General features: G+C 71.8%; 19 protein-coding genes. 11 read left to right on the top strand and 8 right to left on the bottom strand.

The genetic code is table 11. From position 1 onward, the window contains the following. The first annotated feature begins 2 nt into the window (after positions 1-2). The 8 genes from tpiA to ACZ4MU_RS10750 all read left to right on the top strand — a co-directional run bounded on the left by tpiA (position 3) and on the right by ACZ4MU_RS10750 (position 7,682). Complete coding sequence (gene tpiA / locus ACZ4MU_RS10785) at positions 3-779, top strand: triose-phosphate isomerase (RefSeq protein ID WP_467873811.1); 777 nt, start codon at positions 3-5, stop codon at positions 777-779. 110 nt (positions 780-889) lie between these two features. Beyond that, on the top strand, positions 890-1,126 hold the full coding sequence (secG, locus tag ACZ4MU_RS10780) for a preprotein translocase subunit SecG (RefSeq protein ID WP_190088918.1): 237 nt from the start codon (positions 890-892) through the stop codon (positions 1,124-1,126). A gap of 109 nt (positions 1,127-1,235) precedes the next feature. Then, positions 1,236-1,571: an RNA polymerase-binding protein RbpA gene (locus ACZ4MU_RS10775; RefSeq protein ID WP_003976875.1), complete on the top strand. Its 336-nt coding sequence runs from the start codon at positions 1,236-1,238 to the stop codon at positions 1,569-1,571. A 122-nt stretch (positions 1,572-1,693) separates the two neighbouring features. Beyond that, positions 1,694-2,917 (top strand): MFS transporter, encoded by a 1,224-nt coding sequence (locus ACZ4MU_RS10770; protein WP_467873807.1) that lies wholly within the window; start codon positions 1,694-1,696, stop codon positions 2,915-2,917. Positions 2,918-2,985: 68 nt separating this feature from the next. Next, positions 2,986-4,638 carry a glucose-6-phosphate isomerase gene (gene pgi / locus ACZ4MU_RS10765; RefSeq protein WP_467874624.1) on the top strand — a complete coding sequence of 551 codons (1,653 nt, stop codon included), beginning with the start codon at positions 2,986-2,988 and terminating at the stop codon, positions 4,636-4,638. Between the two features lie 4 nt (positions 4,639-4,642). After that, the gene (locus ACZ4MU_RS10760) at positions 4,643-5,140 is read left to right on the top strand and encodes a PH domain-containing protein (RefSeq protein ID WP_467873805.1); all 498 of its coding nucleotides are present in this window, start codon (positions 4,643-4,645) and stop codon (positions 5,138-5,140) included. Then, entirely contained in the window at positions 5,137-6,777 is a 1,641-nt protein-coding gene (locus ACZ4MU_RS10755) for a PH domain-containing protein (RefSeq protein ID WP_467873802.1), read from the top strand. Before ACZ4MU_RS10760 ends, ACZ4MU_RS10755 begins: the two co-directional genes overlap by 4 nt. A 59-nt stretch (positions 6,778-6,836) precedes the next feature. Next, complete coding sequence (locus ACZ4MU_RS10750) at positions 6,837-7,682, top strand: poly-gamma-glutamate hydrolase family protein (protein WP_467873800.1); 846 nt, start codon at positions 6,837-6,839, stop codon at positions 7,680-7,682. Between the two features lie 85 nt (positions 7,683-7,767). Here ACZ4MU_RS10750 and pgl read toward each other — a convergent pair whose 3' ends face one another. Genes pgl through tkt form a run of 5 tightly spaced genes read right to left on the bottom strand, consistent with a single transcriptional unit; the run spans position 7,768 to position 14,448 of the window. Then, positions 7,768-8,550, bottom strand: a complete 783-nt coding sequence (pgl, locus tag ACZ4MU_RS10745) for a 6-phosphogluconolactonase (protein WP_467873797.1) — start codon at positions 8,548-8,550, stop codon at positions 7,768-7,770. Next, the gene (opcA, locus tag ACZ4MU_RS10740) at positions 8,547-9,659 is read right to left on the bottom strand and encodes a glucose-6-phosphate dehydrogenase assembly protein OpcA (RefSeq protein WP_467873795.1); all 1,113 of its coding nucleotides are present in this window, start codon (positions 9,657-9,659) and stop codon (positions 8,547-8,549) included. The genes pgl and opcA overlap by 4 nt, the downstream gene beginning before the upstream one ends. Then, positions 9,656-11,179, bottom strand: coding sequence for a glucose-6-phosphate dehydrogenase (gene zwf / locus ACZ4MU_RS10735; RefSeq protein WP_467874622.1), 1,524 nt, complete (start codon positions 11,177-11,179; stop codon positions 9,656-9,658). Before zwf ends, opcA begins: the two co-directional genes overlap by 4 nt. 12 nt (positions 11,180-11,191) lie before the next feature. Then, positions 11,192-12,310, bottom strand: coding sequence for a transaldolase (gene tal, locus ACZ4MU_RS10730; protein WP_467873792.1), 1,119 nt, complete (start codon positions 12,308-12,310; stop codon positions 11,192-11,194). Positions 12,311-12,345: 35 nt separating this feature from the next. After that, positions 12,346-14,448 carry a transketolase gene (tkt, locus tag ACZ4MU_RS10725; protein ID WP_467873789.1) on the bottom strand — a complete coding sequence of 701 codons (2,103 nt, stop codon included), beginning with the start codon at positions 14,446-14,448 and terminating at the stop codon, positions 12,346-12,348. Positions 14,449-14,777: 329 nt separating this feature from the next. On the opposite strand from tkt, the gene ACZ4MU_RS10720 reads away from it, so the two are divergent. The 3 genes from ACZ4MU_RS10720 (at position 14,778) to ACZ4MU_RS10710 (ending at position 17,363) form a co-directional block, all read left to right on the top strand. Then, entirely contained in the window at positions 14,778-15,731 is a 954-nt protein-coding gene (locus tag ACZ4MU_RS10720) for a heme o synthase (protein ID WP_467873786.1), read from the top strand. A 101-nt stretch (positions 15,732-15,832) separates the two neighbouring features. Continuing rightward, the gene (locus ACZ4MU_RS10715; RefSeq protein WP_467873784.1) at positions 15,833-16,174 is read left to right on the top strand and encodes a hypothetical protein; all 342 of its coding nucleotides are present in this window, start codon (positions 15,833-15,835) and stop codon (positions 16,172-16,174) included. A gap of 85 nt (positions 16,175-16,259) precedes the next feature. Then, the gene (locus ACZ4MU_RS10710; RefSeq protein ID WP_467873782.1) at positions 16,260-17,363 is read left to right on the top strand and encodes an amidohydrolase; all 1,104 of its coding nucleotides are present in this window, start codon (positions 16,260-16,262) and stop codon (positions 17,361-17,363) included. Here the strand turns inward: ACZ4MU_RS10710 and ACZ4MU_RS10705 are convergent. The 3 genes from ACZ4MU_RS10705 to ACZ4MU_RS10695 all read right to left on the bottom strand — a co-directional run bounded on the left by ACZ4MU_RS10705 (position 17,337) and on the right by ACZ4MU_RS10695 (position 20,095). Then, positions 17,337-18,332: a COX15/CtaA family protein gene (locus tag ACZ4MU_RS10705; protein ID WP_467873779.1), complete on the bottom strand. Its 996-nt coding sequence runs from the start codon at positions 18,330-18,332 to the stop codon at positions 17,337-17,339. The genes ACZ4MU_RS10710 and ACZ4MU_RS10705 overlap by 27 nt on opposite strands. Before the next feature lie 66 nt (positions 18,333-18,398). Then, positions 18,399-19,172 (bottom strand): ABC transporter permease, encoded by a 774-nt coding sequence (locus ACZ4MU_RS10700; RefSeq protein WP_467873777.1) that lies wholly within the window; start codon positions 19,170-19,172, stop codon positions 18,399-18,401. Continuing rightward, positions 19,169-20,095: an ABC transporter ATP-binding protein gene (locus tag ACZ4MU_RS10695; protein WP_467873774.1), complete on the bottom strand. Its 927-nt coding sequence runs from the start codon at positions 20,093-20,095 to the stop codon at positions 19,169-19,171. The genes ACZ4MU_RS10700 and ACZ4MU_RS10695 overlap by 4 nt, the downstream gene beginning before the upstream one ends. Positions 20,096-20,208 lie beyond the last annotated feature (113 nt).

The raw sequence follows: 20,208 nt of genomic DNA, 5'->3' as shown, positions 1-20,208 counted from the left end.
CCGTGACCACGCGTATGCCGCTGATGGCCGGCAACTGGAAGATGAACCTCAACCACCTTGAGGCCATCGCGCACGTCCAGAAGCTCGCCTTCGCCCTGGCCGACAAGGACTACGACGCCGTCGAGGTCGCGGTCCTGCCGCCCTTCGTGGACCTGCGGTCGGTCCAGACCCTGGTCGACGGCGACAAGCTCAAGATCAAGTACGGCGCCCAGGACATCTCGGCGCAGGACTCCGGTGCCTACACCGGCGAGATCTCGGGCCCGATGCTGGCCAAGCTGAAGTGCACCTATGTGGCCGTCGGCCACTCCGAGCGCCGCCAGTACCACAACGAGAGCGACGAGCTCTGCAACGCCAAGGTCAAGGCCGCCTTCAAGCACGGTCTGACCCCGATCCTCTGCGTCGGCGAGGGCCTGGACGTCCGCAAGGCCGGTGACCAGGTCTCCTACACGCTGGCCCAGCTGGACGGCGGCCTCAAGGACGTCCCGGCCGAGCAGGCCGAGTCCGTGGTGATCGCGTACGAGCCGGTGTGGGCCATCGGCACCGGCGAGGTCGCCACGCCCGAGGACGCCCAGGAGGTCTGCGGGGCCATCCGCGGCCGCCTCGCGGAGCTCTACTCGCAGGAGCTGGCCGACAAGGTCCGCATCCAGTACGGCGGCTCGGTCAAGGCCTCGAACGTGGCCGCGATCATGGCGCAGCCGGACGTCGACGGCGCCCTCGTGGGCGGCGCTGCACTGGACGCGGACGAGTTCGTCAAGATCGTCCGCTTCCGCGACCAGTGAGTATGCGGTAGCGCGGATCCGTCGTACCCTTGCGGGGGTCGGGCTCGGGATTATGGAATACGTCCCCCCGGCCCCCGTCGCCATATCAGTCCTAGGAAGTTGGTCCAGCCGTGATTGTCGGGTTCTCGATTGCCCTGATCGTCTTCAGCCTGCTGCTGATGCTGCTGGTGCTGATGCACAAGGGAAAGGGCGGCGGCCTCTCCGACATGTTCGGTGGTGGAATGCAGTCGTCCGTCGGCGGTTCCTCGGTCGCCGAGCGCAACCTCGACCGCATCACCGTCGTGGTCGGTCTGCTGTGGTTCGCGAGCATTGTCGTTCTTGGTCTCCTGATGAAGCTGGACAACTGATCTGTCGTCTCCGCGTTCCGGGGCGGGTGTAACCACAATCGCTGGACGCGCGTTGGGCCTTACGTAGACTGGGGCATCTTCGAGCACCATCACGCAGGGAGTTACGACCGTGGCAAGTGGCAACGCGATCCGGGGAAGCCGGGTCGGAGCGGGGCCGATGGGTGAGGCCGAGCGCGGCGAGTCCGCGCCGCGCCTGCGCATCTCCTTCTGGTGCTCGAACGGGCACGAGACGCAGCCGAGCTTCGCCAGTGACGCACAGGTTCCGGAGACGTGGGACTGCCCGCGCTGCGGCTTCCCGGCCGGCCAGGACCGGGACAACCCCCCGGACCCGCCGCGCACGGAACCGTACAAGACCCACCTCGCCTACGTGCGGGAGCGGCGCAGCGACGCGGACGGCGAGGCGATCCTCGCGGAGGCGCTCGCCAAGCTCCGCGGCGAGATCTGACGGCGAAGGGCCCGGCGGGCGAACCTGGTTCGCGTGCCGGGCCCTTCGGTATTTCCGCAGGTCGGCGCCGATTGTCAGTGGCTCCCCCTACCGTGTGAATCAGCCGATCACCTGGGGGAGTTGTGGCGACACTACAGAGCACCGCCGGCGCGGTGGCCGAGGGGCCCGCGTGGCGCGGGGGATTCGGGCGGCTGTGGTCGGCCGCGATCGTCTCCCGGTTCGGCGACTCGCTGCGCGCCGCCGCGCTGCCGCTGCTCGCGGCCTCACTCACCACCGACCCGATGCTGGTCGCGCTGGTCACCGCGAGCGGTTTCCTGCCCTGGCTGCTCTTCGGACTGCTCGGCGGCGCCCTCGCGGACCGGGTGGACCAGCGCCGGGCGATGTGGGCGGTCGACCTGGTGCGCGGGGTGCTCATGGCCGCCTTCGCCGCCGCCGTGGTCCTGGGGCACGCCTCCATAGCCCTGCTGATCGCCCTCGCCTTCGCGCTCACCACCCTGGAGACGCTCTTCGACAACGCGGCGACGGCCCTGCTGCCCTCGCTGGTGCCGCAGTCCGCGCTCGGGCGTGCCAACGCCCGGCTGATGACCGGCCAGCAGCTGGCCGGAGGCTTCCTCGCCGCGCCCCTGGTGCCCCTGCTCCTGACGGCGGGCGACGGCGTGCCGTACGTGGCGGACGCGCTCACCTTCGCCCTGGCGGCGGCGCTGGTGGCCTCGCTGCGCACGGCGGCCCCCGAGCGGGCGGCCCGCAAGCCCGGCTCCACCCTGCGCGGTGAGACGGCCGAGGGGCTGCGCGCGCTGTGGGGCGAGCGGAGCCTGCGTGTGCTCTGCGTGGCCACGACGCTCTGCAACACAGGGGTGGGCGCGCTCGTCGCCACCCTGGTCCTGCACATCACCGGCTGGCTCCACGCGGGCCACGGCGGCTACGCGGCGGCGATCGCGGCCTATGGGGCGGGCAGCGTCGCCGGCGGTCTGCTCACCACGGGGCTTGCGCGCCGGCTGGGCCGGCTGGGGAGCGTGCTGCTTGCGGGAGCGGTCCAGACGGTGTGCCTGGCGGCGATCGGGTCCATACGGGAACTGTGGGTATCGATCGCGGCAATGGCGGTGTTCGGCCTGATGGGAATGGTGTGGAACGTCAACCAGGTGACCCTGGTGCAGGAGCGCACCCCGCAGGCCATGCTGGGACGCGCCGGCGCGGCCTTTCGCACGCTCGCCGTGGCGGGAGCGCCGCTGGGCGCGCTCCTTGGCGGGGCCGCGGCCTCCTCCTGGGGGCTCAACACGCCCGCCCTGGTGGCGTCCGGATTGTTCCTGGCCGCCGTGGCCGCTCTGATTCCTGCCCTTACGTCCTGATCAACTAGGTTGGAGGGGCAGCGGGGCAGGTACGTACGCGAGTACGAGGAAGTGGGCTGATGTCACAGATGAACGCAGAAGGCCGTACCAGGCTCAACCGGATGCCCGAGTGGACCGCGCTGGGCAAGCACCGCGAGCAGTTGGGGGACACCCATCTGCGTGAGCTGTTCGCCGCCGACCCCGGCCGCGGCACCGGGTACACCCTGACGGTCGGCGACCTGTACCTCGACTACTCCAAGCACCTCGTCACCGACGAGACCCTGCGGCTGCTGCGCGAGCTGGCCGCCGCGGCCGACGTGGCGGGGCTGCGGGACGCCATGTTCCGCGGGGAGAAGATCAACACGACCGAGGACCGCGCGGTGCTGCACACCGCGCTGCGCGCCCCACGCGGCACGGTCGTCGAGGTCGACGGCGAGGACGTGGTGCCGGGCGTGCACGCCGTCCTGGACAAGATGGCGGCCTTCGCCGACCGCGTCCGCTCGGGCGAGTGGACCGGCCACACCGGCAAGCGCATCAGGAACGTCGTCAACATCGGCATCGGCGGATCCGACCTCGGTCCGGCGATGGCGTACGAGGCGCTGCGCTCCTTCACCGACCGGGACCTGACGGTCCGTTTCGTCTCCAACGTGGACGGCGCCGACCTCCACGAGGCGGTGCGCGACCTGGACGCGGCCGAGACGCTGTTCATCATCGCGTCCAAGACCTTCACCACCATCGAGACGATCACCAACGCCACCTCGGCGCGCGACTGGCTCCTCACGGAGCTGAGGGCTGATCAGGAAGCGGTCGCGAAGCACTTCGTGGCGCTGTCCACCAACGCCGGCAAGGTCGCGGGCTTCGGCATCGACACGGCCAACATGTTCGAGTTCTGGGACTGGGTCGGCGGGCGCTACTCGTTCGACTCCGCGATCGGCCTCTCGCTGATGATCGCGATCGGACCGGACCGCTTCCGCGAGATGCTGGACGGCTTCCACCTGGTCGACGAGCACTTCCGCACCGCGCCCGCCGAGGCCAACGCGCCGCTCCTGCTCGGTCTGCTCGGCGTCTGGTACGGGGCGTTCTTCGACGCCCAGTCGCACGCGGTGCTGCCCTACAGCCACTACCTGTCGAAGTTCACGGCCTACCTCCAGCAGCTCGACATGGAGTCCAACGGCAAGTCGGTGGACCGCGACGGCAACCCGGTCGACTGGCAGACCGGCCCGGTCGTCTGGGGCACCCCGGGCACCAACGGCCAGCACGCCTACTACCAGTTGATCCACCAGGGCACCAAGGTCATCCCGGCCGACTTCATCGGCTTCGCCGAGCCGGTCGCCGACCTCCTGCCGGGCCTGGTCGCCCAGCACGACCTGCTGATGGCCAACTTCTTCGCCCAGACGCAGGCCCTGGCCTTCGGCAAGACCCCCGAGGAGGTACGGGCGGAGGGCGTGGCCGAGGAGCTGGTGCCGCACAAGACCTTCCGCGGCAACCACCCCACCACCACCATCCTGGCCCGCGAGCTCACACCGTCGGTCCTCGGCCAGCTCATCGCGCTGTACGAGCACAAGGTGTTCGTCCAGGGCGCGATCTGGAACATCGACTCCTTCGACCAGTGGGGCGTGGAGCTGGGCAAGGTCCTCGCCAAGCGCGTCGAGCCCGCGCTGACCGAGGGGGAGGACGTACCGGGCCTGGACGGGTCCAGCAAGGCCCTGGTCGCCAAGTACCGGGCGCTGCGGGGCCGGTGAGCCCATGGCGGGGCAGGGGGCGGTGCTGAGACCGCCGAGGAACGCGCTGGACCCGGCGGCCGTCGGCTGGTGGCGTGCCCAGTGGCTGGGGCTGACCGCGGCGCCGGTGGTGGTCCTCGCCGTCCTCGGCGCGCTCATCGCCCCCGCCCGGCCGTGGCTGCTCGCGGCGGCGGCCGGGCTCGCGGCCCTGGGCGCGCTCTGCGCCGTCCTGCTGCCCCCGTGGTGGTACCGGGTGCACCGCTGGGAGGTCACCGACGACGCGGTGTACGTACGGACGGGGTACTTCTGGCGCGAGTCGCGGATCGCGCCCATGTCCCGGATCCAGACCGTGGACACCGTGCGCGGCCCGCTGGAGCGGTCGTTCGCGCTGGCCACGGTCACCGTCACCACCGCCTCCGCCAAGGGCGCCCTGAGGATCACCGGCCTGCACCACGAGGTGGCGGCGGAGCTCGCCGAACGGCTGACGAGGATCACGGGAGCCACCCCGGGGGACGCCACATGAGCCCCGGCGGGCCGGGCGCCCCCGCTTCGGCCGACGCCCCCGTCCCCGCCGACGCCTCCGTCCCGGCCGACGCCTCCGTCCCGGCCGACGCCTGGCTGCGGCTGGACCGGCGGCGGGTGCTCGTCTTCACCGCCCTCGGCGCGGGGCTCGCCGTGGGCGCCGGGCTGCCCACGGCCCTCGCCATGCTGGGCCGGGCCTCGGGCGGCTGGGCCGTCGCCGTGCTCCTCGGCTGGCTGGGGGTCCCGCTCGGCGGCGGCGCCCTGGCCGGATACGTGGGCTGGCGCCGCACCCGGTACCGGATCGGCCCCGAGCGGGCCGAACTGCGCTCCGGGCTGCTCCTGGTGAAGCGCCGCTCGCTGGCCCGCGAGCGGATCCGCAGCGTCGACCTCACCGCCAACCCGCTGCTGCGCGTCCTCGGCCTGGTCAAGGTCAGGATCGGCACCGGTGAGCACAGTGGCGGCGAGTCCACCCTCGAACTGGACCCCGTCACCCGCGCCGAGGGCGAGCGGCTGCGCCGGGTGCTGCTCGCCCGTGCGGCGCCCGGGCCCGACGGCGCCGACCGCACGGGCGAGCTGGCGGCGCTGGACCCGTCCTGGATCCGGTACGCGCCGGTGTCGTTCGTGGCCCCGGCCCTCGCCGGGGCCGCGCTCGGCGGACTGATGCAGATCAGCGACTGGTTGGGTGTCCAGGACGAGGTGCTGGACTGGGCGGGGGACCGCTTCCACGACACCCCGCTCGGCTGGATCGTCCTCGCCGTGGCCGCCCTGGCGCTGGTGGTGGGCGTGGCAGGCGCGCTCGGACTCTGGGTCGAGATGTGGTGGAACTACCGCCTGGAGCGGGAGCCGGGCGGCACCCTGCGGGTGCGCCGGGGCCTGTTCACCTCCCGCTCCCTCTCCATCGAGGAGCGCAGACTGCGCGGAGTCGAACTGGTCGAGCCGCTGGGCATCCGGCTCTGCGGCGCCGCCCGGCTCGACGCGATCGCCACGGGACTCGCCCGGAGCGAGGACGACGAGCACGGCGACCACAACACCCTGCTGCCGCCCGCGCCCCGGGCGCTCGCCGCCGAGGTGGCCGCCCGGGTGCTGCGCGAACCGGCCGCCCCGACCGGAGCCGCCCTGACCGCGCATCCGCGCGCGGCCCGGGCCCGCCGGGTGCGGTGGGCCCTGCTCGCCGTCCTGCTCCCGGTGGCGCTCCTGGCGCTGCTCGGAGCGCTGCTCACCCCGGTGCTGCTCTACGGGGCGGCGGGGGTCGCGGTGCTGGGCGTGCCGCTCGCGCTCGCCCTCGCCCTCGACGCGTACCGGAACCTGGGGCACGGCGTCAACGGCGCCTATCTGGTGGCCCGTTCCGGCACGGTCCGCCGGTCCACCGTCGCCCTCCAGCGCGGCGGCGTCATCGGCTGGACGGTCAAGCAGTCCGTCTTCCAGCGCCGCGCGGGGCTCCTCACCCTGACCGCCACGACGGCCGCAGGAGCCGGTGCGTACTCGGTCCGGGACGCCGCCGAGTCCGAGGGGCTGGCCTTCGCGGCGGAGGCGGTCCCGGGGCTCCTGGAGCCGTTCCTGATACGGCAGCGGGAGCCGGAACCGGAGCGGGAGCAGAAGCCGGAGCCGGAGCCGGGCGGACCGGCCGAAGTGCGCTGATACGGCCGGAAAGCGACCCTGCGGGAGTCCACCCGTACGGCGCAGGGATCATTGCGTCCATGACTACTACCAGCCGTCGTACGGTCCTCACCGCCCTCGCCACCGCCACCGTCGCCGGTCCGCTGATGAGCGGGCTCGGCGCGAGCGCCGCCCACGCCACCGGCGCCAACGACCTCTACGACTCCAACACCGACCTCTACACCCGCCTCGCCGGAAAGGAGGGCACCGACTTCGCCAGACGCTACAAGCGCCACGAGCAGCTCGACAGCGACCAGAAGACGACCGTCCGGTACGGCCGTACGGCTGTCCTCGCGCTGCACGGCGGCGGCATCGAGGGCGGTACCTCCGAGCTCTGTCTGGGCATCGCCGGATACGACCCGGCCACGCTCGCGGCCAAGGGCGGCGCGGCCTACGACTACTGGATGTTCGAGGCGATCCGCTCCACCAACAACAGCGAGCTGCACGTCACGTCGAAGAACTGCGACGACAAGGTGGCCCTGTCCATCGCCGCCGCCAACCTCAACGTGCTCAGCCTGCACGGCTGCACCGCCACCCAGGCCGGGGCGCCCAGCACCCGCCCCGAGGCGGTCGTGGTCGGCGGGCTCAGCGGCACCTTCAAGACGTATCTGCACGACGCGCTGCGCGCCGCCGGGTTCCAGACCATCGACGGCTCGACCGAGCCGGACCTGGCGGGCGTCGACCCGGCGAACATCTGCAACCGGACCCTGCTCGGCAAGGGCGCCCAGCTGGAGATCACGACCGAGCTGCGCAAGTCGATGTTCACCGTGAACACCATCGCGGGCCGCGCGACCAGCACGACCCCCGTCTACGACACCTTCGTGGCGGCGGTCCGTACCGCCATCGCCCGTCTGGAGGCGTCCGGCGGCGAGCAGATCATCCTCTGACGCCCGCTCCGGCACCCGGCCGGACGCGGACGGGCCCGGCCCACCAGGAGGTGGACCGGGCCCGTCCGCGCGAGCGGCGCCCGGGTCAGGGCGACGCCGGGGGGTACAGCGCGCGCGGCAGCCGGGAGGCCGCCGCAGAGTCGAGCAGCCAGAGGGTGCGGCCACGGCCGTACGCACCCGCGGCCGGAGCCTGCACCTCGCCCGCGCCCGACAGGGCGATGGCCGCGGCCTGCGCCTTGTCCTCGCCCGCCGCGAGCAGCCACACCTCGCGAGCGGCCCGGATCGCCGGGAGCGTCATCGAGACCCGCACCGGGGGCGGCTTGGGCGCGCCGTGCACCCCGACCACCGTCCGCTCGGTCTCGCGCACCGCGGGCAGCTCCGGGAAGAGCGACGCCACATGGGTGTCGGGGCCGACCCCCAGCATCAGCACGTCGAACGTCGGCACCCCGCCGTGGTCGCCGGGACGGGCCGCGGCGGCCAGCTCCTCGGCGTAGGCCGCGGCGGCCGCGTCGACGTCCTTGCCGTACGGACCGTCGGAGGCGGGCATCGCGTGCACCCGCTCGGGGTCGACCGGCACCGCGTCGAGCAGCGCCTGACGGGCCTGGGTGACATTGCGTTCCGGATCGCCCTCGGGCAGGAAGCGCTCGTCCCCCCACCACAGGTCGATCCGCGCCCAGTCGACGGCGTCCCGGGCCGGGGACGAGGCGAGGGCCGCGAGCAGCCCGTTGCCGTTGCGGCCCCCGGTGAGGACCACGGACGCGGAACCGCGTGCGGCCTGGGCGTCCACGATCTTCGTGATCAGCCGGGCCGCCGCGGCCTGCGCCATCAGCTCCTTGTCGCGGTGGACGACGAGCTGAGGGGTGCTCACTTCGTCGCCGCCTTCTTGGCCGGAGCCTTCTTCGCGGCGGGCTTGGCGTCCGAACCGTTCGCGTCACCAGAAGCATCCGAAGCATCCGAAGCCTTCGAACCGTCGGAGCCGTCCGGCTTGCCCGCACCCTTGGACGCACCGCCGGAAGCGGACCCGGATGCGGCCGGGGCCTTCTCCTTCGCCGGCTCGCCGAGCCGGTCCACGCCGAACTTCAGCGCGGAGGCGTAGGTGTCGTCCGGGTCCAGGCGCCGCAGCTCCTCGGCGATCAGCTCGGCCGTCTCGCGCCGCTTGAGCGCCACCGCGCGGTCCGGCTGGCCCTGGATCGAGAGCGTGGCCAGCGAGCCGTCGGCGCGGTCCAGGACGATCGGACCGCAGTCCGTCTCCATCCGTACGGCGGTCAGGCCCGGGCCCGAGGACTGGGAGCGCTTCACCGGCACGTCCAGCCGGTCCGCGAGCCACATGGCGAGCAGCTCGCAGCTCGGGTTGAACTCCTCGCCCTCCACCTCGACCGAGGTCACCTCGCACGACACCTGGTCCAGCGCCGCGGCCAGCATCGAACGCCAGGGCGTGATGCGGGTCCAGGCCAGGTCGGTGTCGCCCGGGGTGTAGGTGTCGGCGCGGGCGGTCAGCTCCTCTATGGGCTGCTCGGCCGCGTAGGTGTCGGTGACCCGGCGCTGGGCGAGGGAGCCCAGCGGGTCGTTGGCCGGGTCGATCGGCGAGTTCACCGGCCACCAGACGACGACCGGCGCGTCCGGCAGCAGCAGCGGCAGCACCACCGACTGGGCGTGGTTGATCACCTCGCCGTAGAGCCGCAGCATGACCGTCTCGCCGGTGCCGGCGTCCGCGCCGACCCGGACCTCGGCGTCCAGGCGCGACTGGGTGCGGTCGCGCGGCGAGCGCGAGACGCGCTTGATGACGACGAGGGTGCGCGAGGGGTGCTCGCGCGAGGCGTCGCTCGCGGCGCGCAGGGCGTCGTAGGCGTTCTCCTCGTCGGTGACGATGACCAGGGTCAGGACCATGCCGACGGCGGGTGTGCCGACGGCGCGGCGGCCCTGGACGAGCGCCTTGTTGATCTTGCTGGCCGTGGTGTCCGTAAGGTCGATCTTCATGGCCGGCGCCAGCTCCGTCCGTCTCGTGCGAGCATTTCGTCCGCCTCGACCGGGCCCCAGGTGCCCGACGCGTACTGCGCGGGCGTGCCGTGGGCGTCCCAGTACTGCTCGATCGGGTCGAGGATCTTCCAGGACAGCTCGACCTCCTCCAACCGGGGGAAGAGGTTGGAGTCGCCGAGCAGGACGTCGAGGATGAGCCGCTCGTACGCCTCGGGGCTGGACTCGGTGAAGGACTCGCCGTAGGCGAAGTCCATCGACACGTCCCGGACCTCCATGGAGGTGCCCGGCACCTTGGAGCCGAACCGCACGGTCACGCCCTCGTCCGGCTGGACCCGGATGACCAGCGCGTTCTGCCCCAGCTCCTCCGTCGCCGTGTGGTCGAAGGGGGAGTGCGGGGCGCGCTGGAAGACGACCGCGATCTCGGTGACGCGGCGGCCCAGGCGCTTGCCGGTGCGCAGGTAGAACGGCACGCCCGCCCAGCGGCGGTTGTCGATCTCCAATTTGACCGCGGCGTAGGTGTCGGTCTTCGACTTGGGGTCGATCCCGTCCTCCTGGAGGTAGCCGACGGCCTTCTCGCCGCCCTGCCACCCCGCCGCGTACTGGCCGCGCACGGTGTTGGAGCCCAGGTCCTTCGGCAGCCGCACGGCGCCCAGGACCTTGGTCTTCTCGGCCGCGAGCGCGTCCGCGTCGAAGGAGGCGGGCTCCTCCATCGCGGTCAGCGCGAGCAGCTGCAGGAGGTGGTTCTGGATGACGTCACGGGCCGCGCCGATGCCGTCGTAGTACCCGGCCCGGCCGCCGATGCCGATGTCCTCGGCCATCGTGATCTGGACGTGGTCGACGTACGACCGGTTCCAGAGCGGCTCGAACATGGTGTTGGCGAAGCGGAGCGCCAGGATGTTCTGGACGGTCTCCTTGCCGAGGTAGTGGTCGATCCGGAAGACCTCGTCCGGCGGGAAGACCTCGTGGACGACCTGGTTGAGCTCCTGGGCGGAGACGAGGTCGTGGCCGAAGGGCTTCTCGATGACCGCGCGGCGCCAGGCGCCGTTCTTCTGGTCGGCGAGCCCGTGCTTCTTGAGCTGCTGGACGACCTGGGGGAAGAACTTCGGCGGCACCGAGAGGTAGAAGGCGAAGTTGCCGCCGGTGCCCTGCGCCTTGTCGAGCTCGGCGATCGTCGACTTCAGCTGCTCGAAGGCGTCGTCGTCGTCGAAGTCGCCCTGGACGAAGCGCATGCCCTGGATGAGCTGCTGCCAGACCTCCTCGCGGAAGGGGGTCCGCGCGTGCGCCTTGACGGCGTCGTGGACCTCCTGGGCGAAGTCCTCGTCCTGCCACTCGCGGCGGGCGAAGCCGATCAGGGAGAAGCCCGGCGGAAGCAGACCGCGGTTGGCGAGGTCATAGACGGCGGGCATCAACTTTTTACGGGACAAATCGCCCGTGACGCCAAAGATCACCAGGCCCGACGGCCCCGCGATGCGCGGGAGCCGTCGGTCTGCGGCGTCACGAAGCGGATTCGCTGGGCGAATCGCAGTCAAGATCTACGCCTCCGAGGGTGCGAGGCGCTTGAGCTCCGCCTCGGTCGACTTGAGCAGGTCGTTCCAGGCCGCCTCGAACTTGTCGACGCCCTCGTCCTCGAGGAGCTGTACGACCTCGTCGTAGGAGATCCCGAGCTTCGCCAGGGCGTCGAGCTCGGCGCGGGCCTGCTCGTAGGTGCCCGAGACGGTGTCGCCGGTGATCTGCCCGTGGTCGGCGGCCGCCTCCAGGGTGGCCTCCGGCATGGTGTTCACCGTGTTGGGGGCGACCAGGTCGTCCACGTACAGGGTGTCCTTGTACGCCTTGTCCTTGACGCCGGTGGAGGCCCACAGCGGACGCTGCTTGTTGGCGTGCGCCTTGTCGAGCGCGGCCCAGCGGTCGGAGGAGAAGACCTCCTCGTACGCCTGGTAGGCGAGCCGCGCGTTGGCGAGACCGGCCTTGCCGCGGGCGGCCTTCGCCTCGTCGGTGCCGAGCGCGTCGATCCGCTTGTCGATCTCGGTGTCCACCCGGGACACGAAGAAGGACGCCACGGAGTGGATCTTCGACAGGTCCAGGCCGCGCTCCTTGGCCTTCTCCAGGCCCGCCAGGTAGGCGTCCATGACCGCGCGGTAGCGCTCCAGGGAGAAGATCAGCGTGACGTTGACGCTGATGCCGAGGCCGATGGTCTCGGTGATCGCCGGCAGACCCGCCTTGGTGGCCGGGATCTTGATGAGCGTGTTCGGGCGGTCCACCAGCCACGCCAGCTGCTTGGCCTCGGCGACCGTCGCCCGGGTGTCGTGCGCCAGGCGCGGGTCGACCTCGATGGAGACCCGGCCGTCCTGGCCCTCGGTCGCGTCGAAGACCGGACGCAGGATGTCGGCGGCGTCCCTCACGTCCGCCGTCGTGATCATGCGGATGGCCTCTTCGACGGTGACCCTGCGGGCCGCGAGATCGGTGAGCTGGGTGTCGTAGCCGTCACCCTCGCTGATCGCCTTCTGGAAGATCGACGGGTTGGTCGTGACACCCACCACGTGCGACTGGTCGATCAGCTCGGCCAGGTTGCCGGACGTGATCCGCTTGCGCGACAGGTCGTCGAGCCAGATCGCGACGCCTTCGTCGGAGAGGCGCTTGAGTGCGTCTGTCATGAGAAATGCATCTCCTACTAGTTCGTATACCGGCGTCAGCGCGCGGTGGCGGCGAGAGATTCCCGGGCGGCGGCGGCCACGTGCTCGGCGGTGAAGCCGAACTCCTGGAAGAGGACCTTGCCGTCGGCCGAAGCGCCGAAGTGCTCCAGCGAGACGATGCGGCCCGCGTCGCCCACGTACCGGTGCCAGGTCAGGCCGATGCCGGCCTCGACCGCGACCCGGGCCCTGACCGACGGCGGCAGGACGCTGTCCTTGTACGCCTGGTCCTGCTCCTCGAACCACTCCACGGACGGCATCGAGACCACCCGGGTCGGCACACCGGCCGCCTGGAGCTGCTCGCGCGCCTCGACGGCGAGCTGGACCTCGGAACCGGTGCCGATGAGCACGACCTGCGGCTCGGCGGTCCCGCCCGAGGGGCCCGCGGCGTCGAACAGGACGTAACCGCCCTTGGCCGCGTTCTCGTTGGGCTCGTACGTCGGCACGCCCTGGCGGGTGAGGACCAGGCCGTGCGGGGCGCCCTTGCCGAACACCTTGGTGTAGCGCTTGAGGATCTCGCGCCAGGCGATCGCGGTCTCGTTGGCGTCCGCCGGGCGGACGACGTTCAGACCCGGGATGGCACGCAGCGAGGCCAGGTGCTCGACCGGCTGGTGGGTCGGGCCGTCCTCGCCCAGACCGATGGAGTCGTGCGTCCACACGTACGTCACCGGCAGGTGCATCAGGGCCGACAGCCGCACCGCGTTGCGCATGTAGTCGGAGAACACCAGGAAGGTGCCGCCGTAGACGCGCGTGTTGCCGTGCAGCGCGATGCCGTTCATCTCGGCGGCCATCGAGTGCTCGCGGATGCCGAAGTGGATCGTCCGGCCGTACGGGTCGGCCTCCGGCAGCGGGTTGCCGGCCGGCAGGAACGAGGAGTTCTTGTCGATCGTCGTGTTGTTCGAGCCCGCGAGGTCGGCGGAGCCGCCCCACAGCTCGGGGATGACCGCGCCCAGGGCCTGGAGGACCTTGCCGGAGGCGGCGCGGGTGGCCACGCCCTTGCCGGTCTCGAAGACCGGGAGCTTCTCCTCCCAGCCCTCGGGCAGCTCGCCCGCGTTGATCCGGTCGAACTCGGCGGCGCGCTCGGGGTTGGCGGTGCGCCAGGCGGCGAACGACTTCTCCCACTCCGCGCGGGCCTCACGGCCGCGGTCCAGGGCGCCACGGGTGTGCGCCAGGACCTCGTCGGCGACCTCGAAGGTCTTCTCCGGGTCGAAGCCCATGACCCGCTTGGTGGCGGCCACCTCGTCGTCGCCGAGCGCCGAGCCGTGCGCGGCCTCGGTGTTCTGCGCGTGCGGGGCCGGCCAGGCGATGATCGAGCGCATCGCGATGAAGGAGGGGCGCTCGGTCTCGGCCTTGGCGGCCTCGATCGCCTCGAACAGCGCCTTGGGGTCCAGGTCGCCGTTCTCCTTCGGGGCCACGCGCTGGACGTGCCAGCCGTACGCCTCGTACCGCTTCAGCGTGTCCTCGGACACGGCGGTCTCGGTGTCGCCCTCGATGGAGATGTGGTTGTCGTCCCAGAGCAGGACCAGGTTGCCCAGCTTCTGGTGACCGGCCATCGAGGACGCCTCGGCGGAGATGCCCTCCTGGAGGCAGCCGTCGCCCGCGATCGCGAAGACGAAGTGGTCGAACGGGGAGGTGCCGGGGGCCGCCTCCGGGTCGAACAGACCGCGCTCGTAGCGGGCGGCCATGGCCATGCCCACGGCGTTGGCGACACCCTGGCCCAGCGGACCGGTGGTGGTCTCCACGCCCGTGGTGTGGCCGTACTCCGGGTGGCCCGGGGTCCTGGAGCCCCAGGTGCGGAACGCCTTCAGGTCGTCGAGCTCCAGGCCGTACCCGGCCAGGTAGAGCTGGACGTACAGCGTCAGGGAGGAGTGGCCCGCGGACAGCACGAAGCGGTCGCGTCCGGTCCAGTCCGCGTCCGCCGGGTCGTGGCGCATCACCTTCTGGAAGAGGGTGTACGCGGCCGGGGACAGGCTCATCGCCGTACCAGGATGGCCGTTGCCGACCTTCTGTACAGCATCCGCGGCCAGGACGCGGCCGGTGTCTACGGCCCGCTGGTCCAGTTCGGTCCACTCAAGGTCTGTGGTGGTCGGCTTGGTGCTCACCCTGGGTCAGGGCTCCTCTCCACATGTTCGTTCCCGGTGACTGTGGGCGCACCGGGCGTTGTCGAGCCTACCCCCGCCGGAACGCTCATTTTTTCGACTGCCCACCGGTTGGGACACCCACTCCAGAGTGCCCAAGACCGGTCACTTCCGCCTCACGGCGCGGTCTTCGCGACCCGGCGCCAACACGAGCCCACCCCCGCGAAGGGCGGCGTATGGGCAACGTCTACAGTGGCGTGGTACGCGCAAGTCTTCACCGGGTTCTCTTGCCCGGAACGTCCGGGCCCATCCGACCGATTGCCCCGGGACTTGCTGGGAATTCTCTGTCAGGGGTGTGCGTGACGGCCGTCGAGTCCCGACCCGCAGGGGTCGTCTTGACTCCCAGCCCGGGGGCCCATCGGCCGTTCGGGGCCCGCGTCAAGGCGTTCGTGGCACTGACCAAGCCGCGAATCATCGAACTGCTCCTCATCACCACCATTCCGGTGATGTTCCTGGCCGAGCAGGGCGTCCCGTCCCTCTGGCTGGTGCTGACCACCACCGTCGGCGGCTATCTCTCCGCGGGCGGCGCCAACGCGCTGAACATGTACATCGACCGCGACATCGACGCCCTGATGGACCGCACCTCGCAGCGGCCGCTGGTGACCGGGATGGTCTCGCCGCGCGAGTGCCTGGCCTTCGGCATCACCCTCGCGGTCGTCTCCACGCTCTGGTTCGGACTGCTCGTCAACTGGCTGTCCGCCGCGCTGTCACTCGGTGCGCTGCTCTTCTACGTGGTCGTCTACACGATGATCCTCAAGCGCCGCACCTCGCAGAACATCGTCTGGGGCGGCATCGCGGGCTGTATGCCGGTCCTCATCGGCTGGTCGGCCGTCACGGACTCGATGTCCTGGGCCGCGGTCATCCTCTTCCTGGTCATCTTCTTCTGGACGCCGCCGCACTACTGGCCGCTGTCGATGAAGGTGAAGGACGACTACGCGCGCGTGGGCGTCCCGATGCTGCCGGTCATCGCCTCCAACCAGGTGGTGGCGCGCCAGATCGTCGCGTACAGCTGGGTGATGGTCGCCGTCTCGCTGCTGCTGACCCCGCTGGGCTACACCGGCTGGTTCTACACGGCGGTGGCGCTGGTCTCCGGCGGCTGGTGGCTCTGGGAGGCGCACGGCCTCCAGAACCGCGCCAAGGCGGGCGTGACGGGCGCGAAGCTCAAGGAGATGCGCCTGTTCCACTGGTCGATCACGTATGTGTCGCTGCTGTTCGTGGCGGTCGCGGTGGACCCCTTCCTGCGGTAGGCACCGGCGGGCACGCGCTTCTCGTGACGGGAGGGCCCAGTGGCACAGGCCACGGGGCCCTCCCGTCGCATCTGGATCTACTCGCGAGTAGCATCCTGGACATGGCAGAAACCCAGGTTGACGAGAAGCAGGCCGCCAAGGCCGAGCGGCGGGCGGCGCGCCTCGCCAAGCAGATCGGCCACTTCGCCAAGGAGCACGGCGGCGCCGAGGGCCAGGTCGCGTACATCGGTCAGCGCGGCGCGCGGATCGTGCTGGTCGGCGAGGACGGCGGCTGGGGCGACCTGGTGGCCCCCAGCCACGCCATCGCGTTGAGCGCGGTCGAGAAGGCCGGGATCACCGTCCACGAGGACTTCGACGGCGAGTTCGCCGCCAAGGTGAGGACCGGCCGCTACGAGTGGAGCCGGATGGCCGGCATCCAGCTCGGCGGTCCCAAGAACGGCTGAGAGCCTGTCTTCGGACGGCCGCAGCAACACTCATCCGGGGCTCACCCGTTAGTGGGGTGGAAGCACACCACCCAGGGAGCCCCGGATGATCGACGCCGTGCCGCAGCCGGAGCTGGTGGACCAGTACTGCCACGGAGTGCTCCGCACGGAGCTGGGGCTCGGCACGTTCGAGACGCAGCTCGGCAGGACCGGCGCACCGCCCGCCCCCGGCACCACGTTCTTCGACACCCAGACCGGCTTCGCGGTGCGCCGCTGGTGCCCGCCGCTGCTGGGCCTGGAGGCGCACTGCGCCCCGGCCCGCTATCTCGCCCGCCGCCGTGAGCTGGGCGTCCTGGAGACCGTCCGACGGCTGCTGCGCGGCTCGGGCGTGTCGACCTATCTGGTCGACACGAGCCTGCCCGGGGACCTGACCGGGCCCGGCGAGCTGGCCGCCGCCGGGGCGGCCGAGGCCCATGAGATCGTCCGTCTCGAACCGCTGGCCGAGCAGGTCGCCGACACCTCCGGCACGGTCGACGCCTTCCTCGTCAACCTCGCCGAGGCCGTGCACACCGCCGCCGCCTCGGCCGTGGCGTTCCTCTCCGTGACGGCCGTACGCCAGAGCCTCGACCCGGCCCCGCCCGGGCCCGGCGAGGTGCGCGGGGCGGCGGGGCGCTGGCTCACCCGGCGGCGCATCCAGGAGCCGCTGGAGGACCCGGTGCTGCTGCGGCACCTGCTGTGGAGCGCGGTCGCCTCCGGCCGCCCGCTCCAGCTGCGGCTCGGCATGGACGACGCGACCGGGCTCGCGGGCTTCGCCGCCGCCACCAACGGCCTGGGCACGGACCTGGTGCTGCTGCACGGCTATCCGTACCACCGCCAGGCCGCCCATCTGGCGAGCGTCTTCCCGCATGTGTACGCGGACGTGGGGCCGGCCCTGGTGCGCACCGGCGCGCGCGCCGCGGACGTGCTGGCCGAGCTCCTGGAGCTGGCGCCGTTCGGGAAGCTGCTCTACTCCAGCGGCGCGCGCGGCCTGCCCGAGCTGCACGTGGTGGGCGCGCGGCTGTTCACCCACGCGCTGGGACGGGTGCTGGGGGCGTGGGTGGCCGACGGGGCGTGGGCGCGGGCGGACGCGGAGCGGGTCGCCGCGATGATCGGGGCGGGGAACGCCCGGCGGGTGTACGGGCTGTCAGGCGCGGGTGAGCGCCGCGTCTGACTGGGCCGGGACCGGCACGGCGGTGTGGGGCCGCTCGCGCAGCGAGAGCACGACCCGCACCACGCCGATCCACACCAGGCAGGAGCCGAGCATGTGCACGGCGACCAGCGCCTCGGGGGTCTTGGTGAAGTACTGGACGTACCCGACGATCCCCTGCGCCATCAGCACCAGGAACAGATCGCGGGCCCGGTCGCGCGGGCCCTTGGGTGCGTCGACGGCCTTCAGGACGAACCAGAGCGCGACCGTGAGGGCCACCACGACCCAGGCGAGGTCGGCGTGGAGCTGGCTGATCATCGTCCAGTTCAGCGGGATGCGGTCCACGTCGCTGGAGTCGCCCGCGTGGCGTCCCGCGCCCGTGACGACCGTGCCGACCGCGACCAGCGCGCCCGCCGCGACCACCAGCAGCCAGGTCAGCTGGACCACGGCCCTGCCCACCAGCGGGCGCGGCTCGCCGTCGCTCTCGCGGACGCGCTGCCAGGTCATCATCGCGACGGTCAGGAGCGCGGTGGAGAGCAGGAAGTGCGCCGCGACCGTGTACGGGTTGAGGCCGACCAGGACGACGATGCCGCCCAGGACCGCGTTGCCCATGACGATCCAGAACTGGACCCAGCCGAGCCGGGTGACGCCCCGGCGCCAGGGGCTCGCGGCGCGGGCCGCGATGATCGCCCAGCCGACGGCCGCGCACAGCACGTACGTCAGCAGCCGGTTGCCGAACTCGACGGCGCTGTGGAAGTCCATCTCGCCGGTCGGCGCCAGGCTCTGGTCGGTGCACTTGGGCCAGGTCGGGCAGCCGAGCCCGGACCCGGTGAGCCGCACCGCGCCGCCGGTCACCACGATGACGACGGCCATGACGACGGCGGCGAGCGCCGCGCGCTGGACGGTCCGCGGGGACGGCGTCCACCGTTCGGCGATGAAGGCGAGCGGGTTGCGCACCGCCTGAGCCGCTTCGGCTCGGGTCACGTTCGGCATGGGCTCTATCGTAGGGCTCCGTTTGTGCATGTTTTCACGAGGGGTCGCCCGCCCCGGGGCGGCGCCTCACTCCCAGCGGAAGAACTTCGCCGCCGCGCCCAGTCCCAGCACCGTCCAGACCGCCAGGATCCCCAGGTCGCCCCAGGGCATGGACGACCCGTGCCGGAGCACGTCCCGCAGCCCGTCCGAGAGCGCCGATACGGGCAGCAGGCCGAGGGCCGTCTGTACGCCGCCGGGGAACTTCTCCATCGGCACGATGATCCCGCCGCCCACCAGCAGCAGCAGGAAGACCAGATTGGCCGCGGCGAGCGTCGCCTCGGCCTTCAGGGTGCCCGCCATCAGCAGCCCGAGCCCGGAGAACGCGGCCGTCCCGAGCACCAGGAGCAGCAGTACCGCGAAGGGGTTGCCGTGCGGCGACCAGCCGAGCGCGAAGGCGATTCCCGTCAGCAGAACGATCTGGAGGACCTCGGTGACCAGCACCGACAGCGTCTTGGCGGTCATCAGCGCCCAGCGCGGCAGCGGCGAGGCGCCGAGCCGCTTGAGCACGCCGTAGCGCCGGTCGAAGCCGGTGGCGATGGCCTGCCCGGTGAAGGCGGTGGACATCACGGCGAGCGCCAGGACGCCGGGGGTGAGGAAGTCGACGGACTTCCCCTCGCCGGTGTCGACGATGTCCACGGCGCTGAACAGCACGAGCAGCAGTGTCGGGATGACCACGGTGAGCAGCAGCTGCTCGCCGTTGCGCAGCAGCATCCGCGTCTCCAGCGCGGTCTGCGCGCGGATCATCCGGCCGACGGGCGCGGCCCCGGGGTCCGGCGTGTACGTACCGGTACCGGCACTCATCGGCGCAGCTCCTTGCCGGTCAGCTCCAGGAAGACGTCCTCCAGGGTGTGGCGCTCCACCGCGATGCCGTCGGGCATCACGCCGTGCTGGGCGCACCAGGAGGTCACGGTGGCCAGCAGCTGGGGGTCGATGGTGCCGCTGATGCGGTACGCACCGGGGGTCAGCTCGGCCGCGGCCGTGCCGTCGGGCAGCGCCTTGAGGAGGGAGGCGAGGTCGAGCCCGGGGCGGCCGGTGAAGCGCAGGGTGTTCTCCGCCCCGCCCCGGCAGAGCGCCTCGGGGGAGCCCTGGGCGACGGCCCTGCCCGCGTCGATGATCACCACGTCGTCCGCGAGCTCCTCGGCCTCGTCCATGAAGTGCGTGGTCAACACCGTGCTGACGCCGTCGGCGCGCAGTTCCCGCACGAGGTCCCAGGTGGCGCGGCGGGCCTGCGGGTCCAGGCCCGCGGTCGGCTCGTCGAGGAAGACCAGCTCGGGACGGCCCACCACGGCCAGGGCGAGCGCGAGGCGCTGCTGCTGGCCGCCGGAGAGCCGGCGGTAGGTGGTGCGTCCGCAGCTCTCCAGGCCGAGGCGCTCGATGAGCGCGGGCACGTCGAGGGGGTGGGCGTGCAGCTTCGCCATGTGGCGCAGCATCTCCTCGGCGCGGGCGCCGGAGTAGACGCCGCCGGACTGGAGCATCACCCCGATGCGCGGGCGCAGCCGCTCGGCCTCGGTGACCGGGTCGAGGCCCAGGACACGGACGGTGCCCGCGTCGGGTCTGCGGTAGCCCTCGCAGGTCTCGATCGTGGTGGTCTTGCCGGCACCGTTGGGGCCGAGGACGGCGGTGACGGTCCCGGCGGCGACCCGCAGGTCGAGGCCGTCCACGGCGGTCTTCGATCCGTACCGTTTGACCAGGCCGCTGACCTGGACGACGGACTCGCTCTTCATGGGGGCCAAGTCTAGGCAGCGCGCGCGGGGCGCCGGACCGGGGGAGGGGGTCGTTCGGGCGCGGGGACGCGCGCAGATGCGACCTTCGATTTCCGGCCGTCGAAAGGCCCGCG

The organism is Streptomyces sp. NPDC026377 (assembly GCF_055567715.1).
This window is presented reverse-complemented; position numbering and strand designations above follow the sequence as displayed.

Coding starts and splice junctions, on each gene's coding strand:
- ACZ4MU_RS10750 (WP_467873800.1), top strand. CDS start 6,837: ATGACTACTACCAGCCGTCGTACGGTCCTCACCGCCCTCGCCACCGCC.
- ACZ4MU_RS10760 (WP_467873805.1), top strand. CDS start 4,643: ATGGCGGGGCAGGGGGCGGTGCTGAGACCGCCGAGGAACGCGCTGGAC.
- ACZ4MU_RS10705 (WP_467873779.1), bottom strand. CDS start 18,332: ATGCCGAACGTGACCCGAGCCGAAGCGGCTCAGGCGGTGCGCAACCCG.
- tal (WP_467873792.1), bottom strand. CDS start 12,310: ATGACAGACGCACTCAAGCGCCTCTCCGACGAAGGCGTCGCGATCTGG.
- ACZ4MU_RS10710 (WP_467873782.1), top strand. CDS start 16,260: ATGATCGACGCCGTGCCGCAGCCGGAGCTGGTGGACCAGTACTGCCAC.
- ACZ4MU_RS10755 (WP_467873802.1), top strand. CDS start 5,137: ATGAGCCCCGGCGGGCCGGGCGCCCCCGCTTCGGCCGACGCCCCCGTC.
- ACZ4MU_RS10715 (WP_467873784.1), top strand. CDS start 15,833: ATGGCAGAAACCCAGGTTGACGAGAAGCAGGCCGCCAAGGCCGAGCGG.
- opcA (WP_467873795.1), bottom strand. CDS start 9,659: ATGAAGATCGACCTTACGGACACCACGGCCAGCAAGATCAACAAGGCG.
- ACZ4MU_RS10695 (WP_467873774.1), bottom strand. CDS start 20,095: ATGAAGAGCGAGTCCGTCGTCCAGGTCAGCGGCCTGGTCAAACGGTAC.
- ACZ4MU_RS10700 (WP_467873777.1), bottom strand. CDS start 19,172: ATGAGTGCCGGTACCGGTACGTACACGCCGGACCCCGGGGCCGCGCCC.
- pgi (WP_467874624.1), top strand. CDS start 2,986: ATGAACGCAGAAGGCCGTACCAGGCTCAACCGGATGCCCGAGTGGACC.